General features: G+C 74.4%; 9 protein-coding genes and 1 pseudogene. 2 read left to right on the top strand and 8 right to left on the bottom strand.

All coding sequences use genetic code 11. The features are described 5' to 3' along the window. Positions 1 to 189 precede the first annotated feature (189 nt). The 5 genes from AB0L29_RS04925 to AB0L29_RS04905 form a co-directional block, all read right to left on the bottom strand. The gene (locus AB0L29_RS04925) at positions 190 to 1,194 is read right to left on the bottom strand and encodes a nucleoside triphosphate pyrophosphohydrolase (RefSeq protein ID WP_365823363.1); all 1,005 of its coding nucleotides are present in this window, start codon (positions 1,192 to 1,194) and stop codon (positions 190 to 192) included. A gap of 238 nt (positions 1,195 to 1,432) precedes the next feature. Continuing rightward, a complete protein-coding gene (locus AB0L29_RS04920; RefSeq protein WP_365823361.1) occupies positions 1,433 to 2,080 on the bottom strand; it encodes a SurA N-terminal domain-containing protein in 648 nt (215 codons plus the stop codon). 167 nt (positions 2,081 to 2,247) lie between these two features. Then, positions 2,248 to 3,744: a protein kinase gene (locus tag AB0L29_RS04915; protein ID WP_365823447.1), complete on the bottom strand. Its 1,497-nt coding sequence runs from the start codon at positions 3,742 to 3,744 to the stop codon at positions 2,248 to 2,250. Positions 3,745 to 3,782: 38 nt separating this feature from the next. Continuing rightward, on the bottom strand, positions 3,783 to 4,442 hold the full coding sequence (locus tag AB0L29_RS04910; RefSeq protein WP_365823359.1) for a hypothetical protein: 660 nt from the start codon (positions 4,440 to 4,442) through the stop codon (positions 3,783 to 3,785). A gap of 261 nt (positions 4,443 to 4,703) precedes the next feature. After that, the gene (locus AB0L29_RS04905; RefSeq protein ID WP_365823357.1) at positions 4,704 to 6,998 is read right to left on the bottom strand and encodes an N-6 DNA methylase; all 2,295 of its coding nucleotides are present in this window, start codon (positions 6,996 to 6,998) and stop codon (positions 4,704 to 4,706) included. A gap of 632 nt (positions 6,999 to 7,630) precedes the next feature. Here AB0L29_RS04905 and AB0L29_RS04900 point away from each other — a divergent pair. Next, positions 7,631 to 8,479: a hypothetical protein gene (locus tag AB0L29_RS04900; protein ID WP_365823355.1), complete on the top strand. Its 849-nt coding sequence runs from the start codon at positions 7,631 to 7,633 to the stop codon at positions 8,477 to 8,479. A 107-nt stretch (positions 8,480 to 8,586) separates the two neighbouring features. Here AB0L29_RS04900 and AB0L29_RS04895 read toward each other — a convergent pair. Beyond that, positions 8,587 to 8,937 (bottom strand): annotated as a pseudogene (locus AB0L29_RS04895) (N-acetyltransferase); the annotation flags it as partial. Between the two features lie 109 nt (positions 8,938 to 9,046). Further along, entirely contained in the window at positions 9,047 to 9,757 is a 711-nt protein-coding gene (locus AB0L29_RS04890; RefSeq protein ID WP_365823353.1) for an HNH endonuclease family protein, read from the bottom strand. Positions 9,758 to 9,920: 163 nt separating this feature from the next. On the opposite strand from AB0L29_RS04890, the gene AB0L29_RS04885 reads away from it, so the two are divergent. After that, entirely contained in the window at positions 9,921 to 10,100 is a 180-nt protein-coding gene (locus AB0L29_RS04885; protein ID WP_365823351.1) for an antitoxin, read from the top strand. Between the two features lie 419 nt (positions 10,101 to 10,519). Here AB0L29_RS04885 and mfd read toward each other — a convergent pair whose 3' ends face one another. Then, the gene (gene mfd, locus AB0L29_RS04880; protein WP_365823349.1) at positions 10,520 to 14,053 is read right to left on the bottom strand and encodes a transcription-repair coupling factor; all 3,534 of its coding nucleotides are present in this window, start codon (positions 14,051 to 14,053) and stop codon (positions 10,520 to 10,522) included. Positions 14,054 to 14,174: the final 121 nt, after the last annotated feature.

Below are 14,174 nucleotides of genomic sequence, written 5' to 3'. Positions count from 1 at the left end.
CGGCGCCCGGAGCGCCCCGCCGGGGGCCTTCCGCGCGCCGGGGCGGCCCGTGCCGGCGGCCCCGCGGCGGCGGCCCCGCGGCGGCGGTGGGCGGGGGCCGGGGCCGAGAGTCGGGAGTCGGGGGCGAGAGTCGGGGCCGGGAGTCGGGGGTCGGGGCCGGGACGGAGGCCGGGGGTCGAGGGCCGGGGCTCATCCCCGTCCGGCGGCCTCCTTCGCCCTGATCGCGTCCCGGTAGGCCCGGGCCGCCGCCCGCAGTGCCGCCTCCGGGTCCACTCCTTCCGCCTCGGCCCGCACCGCCAGCGCGAGCAGCTCGTAGCCGATGCCCGCGGCCCGCGGCGGCGGGACGTCGAGGCCCGCCGTGCGGACCCGGGACGCCAGCTTCGCCGCGAGGGCCAGGCCGGGCTGGCCGAGGGGGACGCCCTCCGTGACGGACGTGCGCTGTTTCTCCACGGCCTTCGTACGCAGCCAGTGCTCCTTGACCTCCTCGGGGGTCGTGGCCTTCTCGTCGCCGAAGACGTGCGGGTGGCGGTGGACGAGCTTGGCGACGATGCCGCCGGCCACGTCGTCGATGGAGAAGGGGGCGTCCGGGTCCTCCTCGGCAATGCGGGCGTGGAAGACCACCTGGAGCAGGACGTCGCCGAGCTCCTCGCGGAGTTCCTCGCGGTCGCCCTCCTCGATCGCCTCGACGAGCTCGTACGCCTCCTCGATGCCGTACTTCGCCAGGCCCTGGTGGGTCTGCTGCGAGGACCACGGGCACTCGGCGCGGATGCGGTCCATGACCTGGACCAGGTCGAGGAGGCGGGCGCCCGGCAGGTCGTAGGAGGCGGGGAGCAGCTCCAGCTCGGGCATGCGGACCCGGCCGGAGCCCGCGAGGCGGGCCAGGCCGTCCGTGAGGGCCGGTTCGCCCTCCCCCGTCGCCACGACCACGACCGTCCGGCCGCCGGCGCAGGCGTCGACCAGCTCCTCGGCGGTCGGGGCGGCCTCGTCGACGGCCGTCCCCGCCTCGCGCAGGTAGGGCAGCTGCGGATGGGCGCCGTCCGCGCACAGCACCCGGTCGGCCGCGCGCAGCGCCTGCCAGGCGGGCCAGGACAGCAGGCCGGGGGCGACGCGGTGGCTGGTGGTGAGCAGGACGATGCGGCCGGGGGCGGCTTCCGGGCCGGTGCCGGGGGCGGGTGCGGGACTGGTTGCGTTCACGGTTCGACGCTAACCCACGGCGCGGACGGGGCGATCGGCCGTCCGCGGGGGAACGGCCCGCGGAGCGGGGGCGGGCGCCGACAGGGGCCGGCAGGGGCGGGCGCCGGCGAGGGCGCCCGCCCGCTCCTGCACTTCCCCGTCCTTTCCCGCCCTTCCCCGTCCTTTCCCGCCCTTCCCCGTCCTTTCCCGCCCTTCCCCGTCCTTTCCCGCCGGACGGAACGACCGGGTCGCCGTGGGACTACGCCGGCTGCTGCGTCTGCGCCGCCGTGACGTCCCGGACCCAGGGGGTCCTGCCGTCGACGCGGCTGCTCTTGCGGACGTCCCAGGTGCCGTAGCGGGGGTTGAGGTCGATGTCCAGTTTCCGCGAGGCCTCCGACAGGGCCTTCCAGAACTCCGGCCGGCTGGTGTCCGTGCCGAGTTTCTCGGCGAGCTTCTGGGCCTCCAGCTGGAGGCGGAGGTTCTCCTGGAGGCGCTGCGGCGGGATGCCGTACTGCTGGAGCCAGGTCGTCTCCAGCGCCTTGGCACCGCCGGCCTGCTCCTCCAGGCCGGAGCGCATCTGCTGGATCTCCTTGGGGGTGACGGTGACGCCCGCGTCCCGGGCGGCGCGGTGCAGCACCCGGTCCAGGACCATGGTGTGCAGGGTGTCCCGGGTGAGGGTGCCGGTTCTGGCGACGACCTGCTGGTACTGGGTGTCGTCGCGCACGGCCGCGCGCTGGGCCGCGCGCACCTCGTCGACCCGGTCCTCCAGCTGGGAGACGGTGATCCGCCGGCCGTCGACGACGGCCGCCGCGCCGGGATGCGCGTCGTTCCCGCAGGCGGTGAGGAGGGGCGCCGCGGCGGCGATCGCGGCGGTGAGGACGAGCGCGGTGCGACGGCGGCGGTGCAAGGAAGCCTCCCGAGGAGATTGTGCGACGGTGCACAAGGTCTTGCGGTGATCGATGGTAGGCAGCGGCCGGGCTCTGGCCAACCCATTCGACCAACGATTCACCACGACTTCCGGCACCGCCGCGCCCTCCTCCCGGGGACGGCGGCCGGGCGTGCCCGGGGCGGCGGTCAGCCGCGCACCTGCCCCAGCCACTGGAGCGTCCGCCGGATCTCGGCGGCGAGGGGGTGCCCGGGGCCCTGGGTGCGCTCCACGTCGTGCAGCAGGCGCAGCAGTGTGTCGTGGGCGGCGGGGCGGTCGCCGAGGGCGAGGAGGAGGTGGCCGATGCGGCGGCGGACGTCGTGCGCGAGCTCGGGGTCGCCGGCGGCGACGTACTGGTTCTCGTAGTACGGCAGCAGCGCCCGGTACTCGGCGAGCGCCGCCGCCGGTTCGCCGAGCTGCTCCAGGCACTGGGCGGCCTCGTAGCGGAAGCGCAGCGACTGCGGGTCGGCCTGGCCGGCCTCGGCGGCGCGTTCGTCGGCGAGGCGGCGCAGTTCGGGCAGCGCGCGCCGGTACTGGCCGTCGTCCAGGAGCGTGGCCACGTACTGCTTGCGCAGGGTGCGCACGACCGGGGAGCGCTCGCCGTGCTGTTCGGCGGCGACGGGCAGGATCGCCCCGAGGAGGTCCACGGCCTGGGTGATGCGGCCCTCGCCGAGCAGGCGCTTGACCTCGTCGACGGCGCGGGCGACGTCCGGTTTCCCGGCCTTCTCCGCGACGGGCGTCACGGGGGCGGGCTGGGGCGCGGGCGTGCGCGCCAGGTCCGGCCAGGGAGCGTGCGGGCGCAGGAAGGGGCGGGTGGGGTCGAGGGGCGCCCCGGTGGGCGTGCCGCGCGCGGGCAGGAGCGGCTCCAGGTGCCCGTACACCTCCTGCGCGGAGGCCGGCCGGTGCTGGGGGTCCTTGGCGAGCAGACGCAGGACCAGGGCCTCCAGCGCCTCGGGGACCTCGGGGCGCAGACGGCGCACCGGCAGGGGCGGCTCGTACAGGTGGCGGTGCAGCACGCCGAGCGCCGTCGAGCCCGCGAACGGTACCTCCCCGCTGAGCAGTTCGTGCAGGAGGACACCGAGTGCGTACAGGTCCGTGTAGGGGCCGACCGCGCCGCCCATCGCCTGCTCCGGGGCCATGTAGGCGGGCGAGCCGATCGGCGAACCGGTGTGCGTGAGGCGGGTGGTGTCGGTGTCCATCACGGACGCGACGCCGAGGTCGAGGACGGTGACCGCGCCGTCCTGCTTCACCATCACGTTGCGCGGCTTGAGGTCGCGGTGGACGATCGGCACGGCGTGCACCGCGCTGAGCACGGCGCACAGCTGCGCGGCGACCGCCACCGCCCACTGCCAGGGGTAGGGGACGTGCTCGGCGAGGTGGTCGGACAGGTCGGCCCCGTCGACGTACTGCATGACGAGGAACAGCTCCTCGCCCTCGCTGCCCGCGTCGTGCACCGTGACCAGGCCGGGGTGGTCGACCTGCGCGGTCACCCGGCACTCGCGCACGAACCGGCGGCGCAGCTCGGCCGCCTCCTGGCCCGCCACCTTGTCGGGGCGCAGCAGTTTCACCGCCACACGCCGGTCGAGCCGCTGGTCGTACGCCGTCCAGACCTGTCCCATGCCGCCCTGCCCGATGAGCGTGGACAGTTCGTAGCGGCCGGCGACGACGCGTCCCGCCGCCACGCTCACCGTCCGCTCTCGTCGGTGCCGTCGTGGTGGCCCTCCTGCCGGCGCAGGTAGTCGCTGAGCTCGTCGAGCTCGGCGCGCACCTGGTCGATGCGGGCGGGCGCGGGGCGCTGGGGCGCCGAGTGCTGGGGCGCCGGGTGCTGGGGCACGGGCCCCAGGGGCGTGGCGTCGTGGGGCGCGGGCGGCTGGGGCATCGGGACCTGGGGTATCGGCGTGTGGTGCGGGTGCGGCGGCGGTCCCGGCACGGGCGTGGACGCGTACGGCGGGCCGGACTGCGGATAGCCGTACGGGGTGGGCACGGCCGCGGGGTGGGACCCCGCGTAGCCCGCGAACCGCCGCTGCTGGTGGACCTTGATGTCCACGACCAGGAAGTAGGCCGCGCTCGCCATGCCGAGCAGCAGCACCACGGCGAGCGCGATGTCGGTGCGGTAGTCCGTCTCCGGCAGCGCGCCGACCACGGCGAAGCAGGTGATGGACACCGGCAGGCTCAGCCAGGCGGCCGCCCAGTCCAGGGCCCGTCCGCGCAGGAAGGCGATCCGGAACAGCGGAATGCAGGCCAGTACGCCGCACGAGAGGAAACCGGCGGCGGCGATCAGCACCCGCAGGGTGATGACCGTTGCCGCGCTGCGGGAGGGCGGCGCCGCGCCGTGGCCGTACATGACTGCTCCTGGACCGGTGTAGCCGATGGGGACGGACGTACGAGTGGGTGACCGAGCTCGGTCGGGACCCCGAGCGTATAGGCCGACACGGACAACCGGTCCCGGGTTGTACCGAACCGTTGTCGTGCTGATCACGTCGTGCGACACCGCAGGTGGCTCCGGGAGCCCGTGGAGCCGTGGCTTCCGGAGCCGGGGGCGCCCCGCGGGCCGGCCCGGCGGCGGCCGCCGGGGGGCTCGCGGGGCCGGTCGCCCCCGGCCGGCTCAGTCGGGGGCGACCGTGCCGTCGGTGAGGCCGTCGTACATGCCGCGCACGAGGTGCTCCCCGAGACGGCTCGCCCGGCGCAGCGCGCGCTCGAACTCGTCCAGGACGCGGAAGCGCGCGCCGTAGCGCCGCTGCTCGTCCAGCGGCAGGCGGGGCAGGTGGAGGCGGCGGACGTCCAGGCGGGTGGCGGTGGACGCGTAGCTGCTGGCCTGGCGCTGGTTGGCGGTGCCGCGCAGGAATCCGGCGACGAACCACGGGTCGAGCGCGGTGGGGTCGGGGCGCAGCAGCACCAGGTTGCGCCCCAGGGCGGCGCCGGCGGTCGCGTCGTCGATCACACGGGCCATCGAGCCGCCGCCGAGCACCGGGACGACGATGTCGCCCGGCTCGGTGAGCACGGCCTGTTCGTCGCTCCGCGGCAGCGTCCCGGAAGGGCCGGTCCCGGCGAGGACGTCGTGGTCGGTGAGCACGGGCACGCCCGCGTGGCCGCCGTTTCCGCCCGTGCGCATCACCAGGGCGCCCCCGCGGGCGAGTTCGCCGACGGTGGTGAGCGGCCAGCGGGGCGCGGAGGGTGCCGGGCGCGCGGGCGGCGGGGTGAGGTCCCCGGTCAGCCGCAGGGTCAGCCCGAGGCGTTCGCGTACGTCGGCGAGCTGGTCGGCGCCGTCGGCCGCCGCCGGGGGCGGCAGGTGGCGGGCCGGGGCGAGGTCGACGTCGTCGTCGAGCAGGTCGATGACGGGCAGGGACCGTGCCAGGCCGGGCCGTTCGCCGAGGCGGCCGGCCCGGTCGAAGGCGCGCCAGGCGTCGAGGACGGCGTCCCGCACGGCCCGCCGGTCCGGGCCGCCGCGCCCCTCGCCGGCGAACTGCCCCGCGTCGGCGAGCAGCACCTCGGGCTGCGCGGAGGCCTGCGCAAGGGCCTGCGGGGGCGTCTGTCCGGGCCGGCGCAGCACCCACAGGTGGAGCGGGATGTTGTACGGGGGTGCCGCGCCGGCCGGCAGCGCGATGACGGCCCGCAGCGCACCCCGGCGCAGCAGGTCGGCGCGGATGCGCCGGCCGGAGCGGCGGGAGGCGGCGGCGGGCGGCATGAGCAGGACGGCGGTGCCGCCGTCGCGGAGGCGGGCGAGCGCGTGCTGCACCCAGGCCAGCTCGGACTCCGCGCGGGCCGGGAAGCCGTACTCCCAGCGCGGGTCGTAGGCGAGTTCGTCGTGGCCCCAGTTGCGCTCGTTGAACGGCGGGTGGCACAGGACGGCGTCCGCGCGCAGCCCGGGGTGGGCGTCGGCGCGCAGGGTGTCGCCCACGGCGGCGCGCACGGGGGCCCGGGTGTGCAGGGCGAGCCGGAGCGCGGTGAGCGCGGCCAGCTCGGGGGCGCTGTCCTGGGCGTGGAACTCCTGGCCGGGGCGGGCGGCGACGGCGCGCAGCAGGGCGCCGGTGCCGCAGGCCGGGTCGAGGACGGTACGGGCGGGTCCGGCGAGGTCGGCCATGAGCCCGGCGAGATCGGCGGGGGTGAGCGTGTACTGGCGCGGGTTGGCGTCCAGGTGCCGGCCGAGCAGGAACTCGAAGGTCTGGCGGGCGCCCAGCTCGGCGGAGAGTTCGGCGACGCCGCGCAGGAGGGGGGCGGAGGGGAGCAGGGCCGGGCCGGTCGGGGGGTGAACGGCGGGGCGGGGGTTCACCGGAGGGGGGCTGTTCACGGTGGCGGGGCTGTGCACGGCCGCCGGCCCATTCACGGAGTCCTGGACGTGACCCGTTGCGTTCGCAGAGCCCGGTCCGGCGACGGAGTCCGGCGTATCAGCGGAGCTCGACCCGTTCACGGAGTCCGGTCCGTTCACAGCGGGGACGCCGTTCACACCAGCCGCCGCCTGACTGCCGGGGCTCTTGTGAACACCGTGTCCCCGGTCATCGCGCGGTGCCCCGAAGCGCGGTGTGAGCACCCGCTCCAGCGCCTCGGGCAGCATCGCGGCGAGCCGTTCGTCGGAGCCCGCGCTCACGTCCAGCCAGACGGTGGGGCGGTCGTGGATCAGCAGCAGGACGCAGCCGGCGTGGGTGAGGGCGGTGACGGGGCCCTCGGGGTGGCCGGCGAGTTGCTGCCAGACGCGCTCCCGCAAGGGGACCTCGGCGAGTTTGCGGTGCCGGCGCAGCCAGGCCTCCACCTCCGCGAGGGCGAAGGAGGGGCTGGTCTCCGTACCCCCCACCGGTTTGGGGAAGTCGGCATGTCGGCGGCGCCAGTTGCTGACGGCGGCACGGCCGACGCCGGCCAGCCGCGCGATCCCGGCGGCGGTCACTTCTGTCGCGTTGTCCTGCACCCGCCCCGCTCCCCTCGTCCATGTGTGCCGCCGAGCATACCGACGCAAGCGGAACCGAGGGATTCACGGTTGTGCACACGCTCCACGTTGTGAATCGTGTTGACTCGGTTCACATGCTCTGCTCTTATTGACGCAGCGAACGGGAGGCCACCGATGGGTGGTCGTCGTGACACAGGGGCGCGCTGCCGCCCTGGGGAGGGGGACACAGTCATGAGCATGAAGGGCAAGGCCGCACCGGGCGCCGTCGCCATCAGCACCCCGGGCGGCCGCTTCGGGACGGCCGGCCGCCGGGGCCGGAAGTGGAGCGCCTGAGCCGTCCGGCTCCCACCGCCGACCGGCACACGCCGTGCCCGCACCGGCCGCGGCATCCGCACCGGCATCCGCGGCATCCGCCCCCGCGCGCGGGCCACCCCACGGGCCCGGCCCGCCTCCAGCCGGGACCCGCCTTCGACCCGGACCGCCTCACGGAGCCGCCGGGCTCACCACACCCGACGGGCTCACCGGACTTACCGAACTCGCCCGGCCCACCGGATTGACCAGACTCCCCTGATCCACCGGGCTTCTCGGACTCACCTGATTCACCGGACTCATCAGATTCACCGGACTCACCGGACTCACACCAAGGAACTCCCATGCGTCGTACCGCACTTGCCGCCCTCTGTCTCGCCGCCGCGGCCACCGCGGGTCTCACCGGCTGCCTGCCCGGTGAGAACAAGGCGGACGGCACGTCCAGCGAGTCCCGCCGGGCCGACCCGTCGGGCACCGCGAGCACGTCGAAGGGCCAGAAGGAGAAGAAGGAGAAGAGCGAGAAGAAGGGGAAGGACGGGAAGGAGGAGCCGTTCGCCGGGCTGTCCGGCGAGGAGATCGCCGACCGGGCCATGCGGGCCACCACCGGCGCCTCGTCGCTGCGCATGAAGGGCGACATCCCCGACGAGGAGGGCGGTGGCACCATCCGTCTCGACCTGGCCCTGAACAAGAAGGGCGACTGCGCCGGCACGATGAGGGTGGACGGTGAGGGCGAGGCCGAGTTGATCAAGACCGGGGACACCCTTTACATGAAGTACGACGAGGAGTTCCTGCGCGCCCAGGGCGAGGGCGAGCCGAAGGAGGACACCGACGCGGCCGTGGCCCTGCTGGCCGGGAAGTGGACCAAGATGTCCGCCAAGGGCGCCGACGCCGAGGACATCACGGGCTTCTGCGACCTCGACACGGTGCTCGGCGGCGCCGAGGACGGCCGTTCGGACGCGACCCGCGGCGAGACGACCTCCGTCGACGGCAGGCCTGCGATCGTTCTGCACGAGAGGGACGGCAAGGACACCTACACGGCCTACGTCGCCACCGAGGGCGAGCCGTATCTGCTGCGCATCGACAGCCGGTCCGACAAGGACCCCGGTTCGCTCACCTTCAGCGACTACGACGAGCCGGTCCCGGCACGGAAGCCCGGCGGAGAGGTCGTGGACCTGGACGCGCTGGGCGCCTGACCGGCGAGGGAGGGGCCGGGCCACGCGCCGGCCCCGGGCTCTCTCCCGCCGGGGTGGTCGCCGGGGCGGTCACCGGGGCGCTCGTCAGGGCTGTGCGGGAGGGGCGTTCACAGCGGGTGCCGCATCCAGACGTCGGGCTCGACGTACACCGCGTACCCGCACTCCGGCTCGCACCGCACGGGCACCAGGGCACCCGGCACCTCGACGTCGCCCTCGGTGTCGAAGGGCAGCCCCGTCCAGCGGCGCCACTGCTCCAGCGAGCCGGTGATCGTCATCGACGCCGGCGCGGTGGAGTCGATGACGGCGCCGGCCCGGGCGTGGACGCGCAGCCACGGGTCGTGGGGCAGGCCGTCGGAACGGACGCGAAGGGCGTACTCCTCGATGGGGGTGCGCGGTTCGAGGTGCTTGGCGTTGGGGCGGACCGGGACGACGACCTCGCGAAAGCCGAGGCGCCGGGCGCGGTTCCCGCATCCCGGTCCCCACACCCGCCCACCCCGGTCCACCGGAGCCCCGGCCCATGGGGAAGCACGCCCGCCCCGCCCGCCGACGGGCGCGTCCGCGTCCGCCTCAGTCCGCGCCGAACCGTGCCGGCGCCTTGGTCGGGTTGCCGCCCGACGGCAGTTCCTGGTCCGGGCAGCGGGACAGGACGCTCCGCATCGCGGCCTTCTCGGCGGCGGTGACCCACAGCCCGTACTTCTTCTTCACGGCGACCTGGGCGGCGACGTACGTACACCGGTACGCCTTGTTGGGCGGCAGCCAGGTCGCCGTGTCGCCGTCGCCCTTGGAGCGGTTGGTGCTCGCGTCGACGGCGAGGAGGTTGAGGGGGTCGTTGGCCAGCGCTATGCGCTTGCTGGCGTCCCACTGCCGGGCGCCCTTCTGCCAGGCGTCCGAGAGGGCGACGACGTGGTCGATGTCCACCTGGCTGCGGCCGCGCACGAACCGGACGTCCTTGCCGGTGTACGGGTCCGGGTCCAGCGTGCCGGAGGCCACCTCGCAGCGGTCGTCGCCGAACTCGACCCGGACGAGGTCGCGTTTGAGGATGTCGTCCCGGGTGCCGCAGCTGTTGGAGTCCGTGTCCGCCCAGGGAGTGCCGAACTTGTCCCGGTCGTAGCCCGTCCTGGGCGCGCGCCCCTTGACGGTCAGCGACTCGGCGGCCGCCAGGGCGGCGCCGCCGCCGGTGCCCTCCGGCCGCGCCGCCTCCGGGGCCGGTTCCGTGCACCCCGTCATGGCGAGCGCCGCGATCAAGGCCAGTGCCGCCCCACTCCTCAGACGCGTCACGGTACGTCCTTCCCCTGGCTAGCCTGTCCCGCCCCCGCACGGGCGGGTTGTCCCTCGTCCCACGGTAACGAGCGAAAGGTCCAGTCCAAAGCGGGCTCAAACAGGCATTCCTCGTGAGCCGCGCGTATCGTCGTGTCTGAGTCACCTCCGGAAGGAGTTCCGCATGGGCATCTTCGACAAGCTCAAGCAACAGGCACAGAAGAGGGGCAAGGAGCCCTCGGACACCGCGGAACGGAAGATCAACGAGAGGACCGGCGGCAAGTACGAGGACCAGGTCGACACCGGCCAGCGGCGCGCGGAGGAGCAGTTCGGCGTGGACCGCGACCGGCCCGAGCGGCCGTAGGGCCTCGGCCGGCCGTCCGGCAGGAGACTCACGGAGGAACATCAGGCCGGAGGAACACCAGGGTCCGATGAACACCGGGCCCGAGGAACGCCAGGCCCGCCGGACGGCACCCGTCGGCGAGTGCCGTCCGGCGCGGTCACCCCGAACCACTCCGCACACAGGCCGTCCGCGGAGACCCGACCCCGCGGGCGGCTTCGCGCGTCCGGGGAGACGGCGGGTCCGGGCTCCGGGCGTCCGGCGGCCGGGCCGTGCGGACGGTGCCGGACGCCTCACCGCGGTGAGGGCGCGCGTACGCCGCGCGGGCCGTGGGCCCGTGACCGGCCCGCGGCGGCCCTGCGGAAGGCCGCGGAGGCGCGCGGCCGGCGCGGTGGCCCGGTCCGTCCCATGGCGGGCCACCGCGGAAGGCCGCGGGGGGCCGCCTACGAGCCGAGGACCGACGTGAGGAACTCCCCGACCCAGGCCAGCAGTTCCCGCCCGACCAGCGGCTTCCCGCCCACCTTCGCGGTCTTCGGGCGCGGTACGAGCACCTGGTGCGCCGCGGGCTTGACGACGGTCCCGGGGTACAGCCGCTTGACCCGCAGCTCCTGCGACTCGCGCAGGTCCACCGGCGCGAAGCGGACGTTGGCGCCCTGCAGCACGATCTCGCCGACGCCGCACGCGCGCGCGAGCATGCGCAGACCGGCGACCAGCAGCAGGTTCTCCACGGGTTCGGGCAGTTTGCCGTAGCGGTCGACGAGTTCCTCGCGGACGGCCCTGATGTCCTCCTCGCTGTTCGCGGAGGCGATGGAGCGGTAGGCCTGCAGGCGCAGGCGCTCGCCGGGCGCGTAGTCGTGCGGGACGTGCGCGTCGACGGGCAGCTCGATCTTGACCTCGAGCGGCTGCTCCTCCTCGATCCCGCCGGTCTCCAGCTGCCGCCGGTAGTCGGCGACGGCCTCGCCGACCATCCGCACGTACAGGTCGAAGCCGACGCCCGCGATGTGGCCGGACTGCTCGCCGCCGAGCAGGTTGCCCGCGCCGCGGATCTCCAGGTCCTTCATCGCCACGTACATGCCCGCGCCCATCTCGGTGTGCTGGGCGATGGTGGCGAGGCGTTCGTGCGCGGTCTCGGTCAGCGGCTTCTCCGGCGGGTACAGGAAGTACGCGTAGCCGCGCTCGCGTCCGCGGCCCACCCGGCCGCGCAGCTGGTGCAGCTGGGACAGGCCGAAGGTGTCGCCGCGCTCCACGATGAGGGTGTTGGCGTTGGAGATGTCGATGCCGGACTCGACGATCGTCGTGGAGACGAGCACGTCGAACTTCTTCTCCCAGAAGTCGACGACGACCTGCTCCAGCGCGGCCTCCGACATCTGGCCGTGGGCGGTGGCGATGCGCGCCTCGGGGACGATCTCGCGCAGCCGGGCCGCGGCGCGGTCGATGGACTCGACCCGGTTGTGGATGTAGAAGACCTGGCCCTCGCGCAGCAGTTCGCGGCGGACGGCCGCGCCGATCTGCCGCTCGTCGTACGGGCCGACGAAGGTCAGCACCGGGTGGCGCTCCTCCGGCGGGGTGGTGATGGTCGACATCTCGCGGATGCCGGTCACCGCCATCTCCAGGGTGCGCGGGATGGGGGTGGCCGACATGGTCAGTACGTCGACGTTGGCGCGCAGCTTCTTCAGCTGCTCCTTGTGCTCGACGCCGAAGCGCTGCTCCTCGTCGACGATGACCAGGCCGAGGTCCTTGAACTTGGTCTCCGAGGAGAACAGGCGGTGGGTGCCGATGACGACGTCCACCGAGCCGTCCCGAAGGCCCTCCAGCACGGCCTTGGCCTCGGTGTCGGTCTGGAAGCGGGAGAGCGCCTTCACGTTGACCGGGAACTGCGAGTAGCGCTCCGAGAACGTCCCGAAGTGCTGCTGCACCAGCAGCGTGGTGGGCACCAGCACCGCCACCTGCTTGCCGTCCTGGACGGCCTTGAAGGCGGCCCGCACGGCGATCTCGGTCTTGCCGTAGCCGACGTCGCCGCAGATCAGGCGGTCCATGGGGACCGTCTTCTCCATGTCCTCCTTGACCTCGGCGATGGTGGTGAGCTGGTCGGGCGTCTCCGCGTAGGGGAAGGCGTCCTCCAGTTCGCGCTGCCAGGGCGTGTCGGGTGCGAAGGCGTGGCCGGGGGCCGCCATGCGGGCGCTGTACAGCTTGATCAGGTCGGCCGCGATCTCCTTGACGGCCTTCTTCGCTCGGGCCTTGGTCTTGGTCCAGTCGGCGCCGCCCAGGCGGTGCAGCGTGGGGGCCTCGCCGCCGACGTACTTGGTGATCTGCTCCAGCTGGTCGGTGGGGATGTAGAGGCGGTCGCCGGGCTGGCCGCGCTTGGCGGGGGCGTACTCCACCACCAGGTACTCGCGGGTCGCGCCCTGCACGGTGCGCTGCACCATCTCGATGTAGCGGCCGACGCCGTGCTGCTCGTGGACGATGTAGTCGCCCGCCTCCAGGGTGAGCGGGTCGATGGTCTTGCGGCGCCGGGCCGGCATGCGCGCGCCGTCGCGGCCGGCGGCCTTCTGGCCGGACAGGTCGGTCTCGGTGAGGACGGCGAGCTTGAGGGCCGGGTCGACGAAGCCGTGGTCGATGGACCCGCACGCCACGTGGACGACGGACGGGGAGATCTCCCCGAGGTCCGCCTCCATGCGGGCGGCGACGCCCTCGCCGCCCAGCACCTCCACCGTGCGGGCCGCGGGGCCGTGGCCCTCGGTGACGAAGACCGTGCGCCAGCCGTCGGCGAGCCAGCCCTTGGTGTCGGCGAGGGCCTTGGCGGTGTCGCCGCGGTAGCTCTCGGGCGCGTGCATGCCGAGCTTGAGGGTGTCGGCGTCGAGCTCTTCGTCGGCGGCGAACGGCGACACCGACCACCACATCATGTCCAGCTCGCGCGCCCGCTCCCGCACGTCCGCGAGGGACCACAGGGAGGCCGCGCCGACGTCGATGGGGGCCTCGCCGCCGCCGGCGGTGGCCGCCCAGGAGGCCTGCAGGAACTCCTGGCTGGTGGCCACCAGGTCGGCGGCGCGCGTACGGACCCGCTCCGGGTCGCACACGACGGCCATGGAGCCCTCGGGCAGCACGTCGAGCAGTAGTTCCATGTCGTCGACCAGGACCGGCGCGAGGGACTCCATACCCTCGACCGCGATGCCCTCGGCGATCTTGCCGAGCAGTTCGCCGAGTTCGGGGTGCTGTTCGGCGAGGGCGCGCGCACGGGTCCGCACGTCCTCGGTGAGCAGCAGCTCGCGGCACGGCGGGGCCCACAGGCCGTGCTCGGCGACCTCCAGGGAGCGCTGGTCGGCGACCTTGAAGTAGCGGATCTCCTCGACGTCGTCGCCCCAGAACTCGACGCGCAGGGGGTGTTCCTCGGTGGGCGGGAACACGTCGAGGATGCCGCCGCGCACGGCGAACTCGCCGCGCTTCTCCACCAGTTCCACGCGCGCGTACGCGGCGGCGGCCAGGGCTTCGACGACCTCGTTCAGGTCGGCGCTCTGACCGGTCCTCAAGGACACCGGCTCCAGGTCGCCCAGGCCCTTGACCTGCGGCTGGAGCACGGAGCGGACGGGTGCGACGACGACGGAGACCGGGCCGGTCCCGGCGTCGTCGGAGCGGGGGTGGGCCAGGCGGCGCAGCACGGCCAGGCGGCGGCCGACGGTGTCGCTGCGGGGGCTGAGCCGCTCGTGCGGGAGGGTCTCCCAGGACGGGTACTCCACGACCCCCTCGGGCGGGAGCAGGGAGCGCAGGGCGGCGGCCAGGTCCTCCGCCTCGCGTCCCGTCGCGGTGACCGCCAGCACGGGGCGGCCGGCCTCGCGGGCCAGGGCGGCGACCGCGAAGGGGCGGGCGGCGGGGGGGCCGACCAGGTCGACGTGCATGCGGTTGCCGTCTGCGGCCGCCTTGATCGCTTCCGCGAGGGCGGTGTCCTTGACGACGGCGTCGAGCAGACCGTGCAGGCTCATTCGGGGGGCGCTTCCGTCCGGGGGGTGGGCAACACGACGGGCCCGACGCGTGTCACGGGCCGGGGGTCTCCAGCGTACGACGCCGCGCTCGCGGACGCCGGGCCTGTGGATGACCGCCCGC

The organism is Streptomyces sp. NPDC052701 (genome assembly GCF_040678355.1).
In the GTDB taxonomy this organism is placed as follows: domain Bacteria; phylum Actinomycetota; class Actinomycetes; order Streptomycetales; family Streptomycetaceae; genus Streptomyces.
Note: the sequence above shows the minus strand (reverse complement) of the source record. Positions and strands in the feature narration are given on the sequence as shown.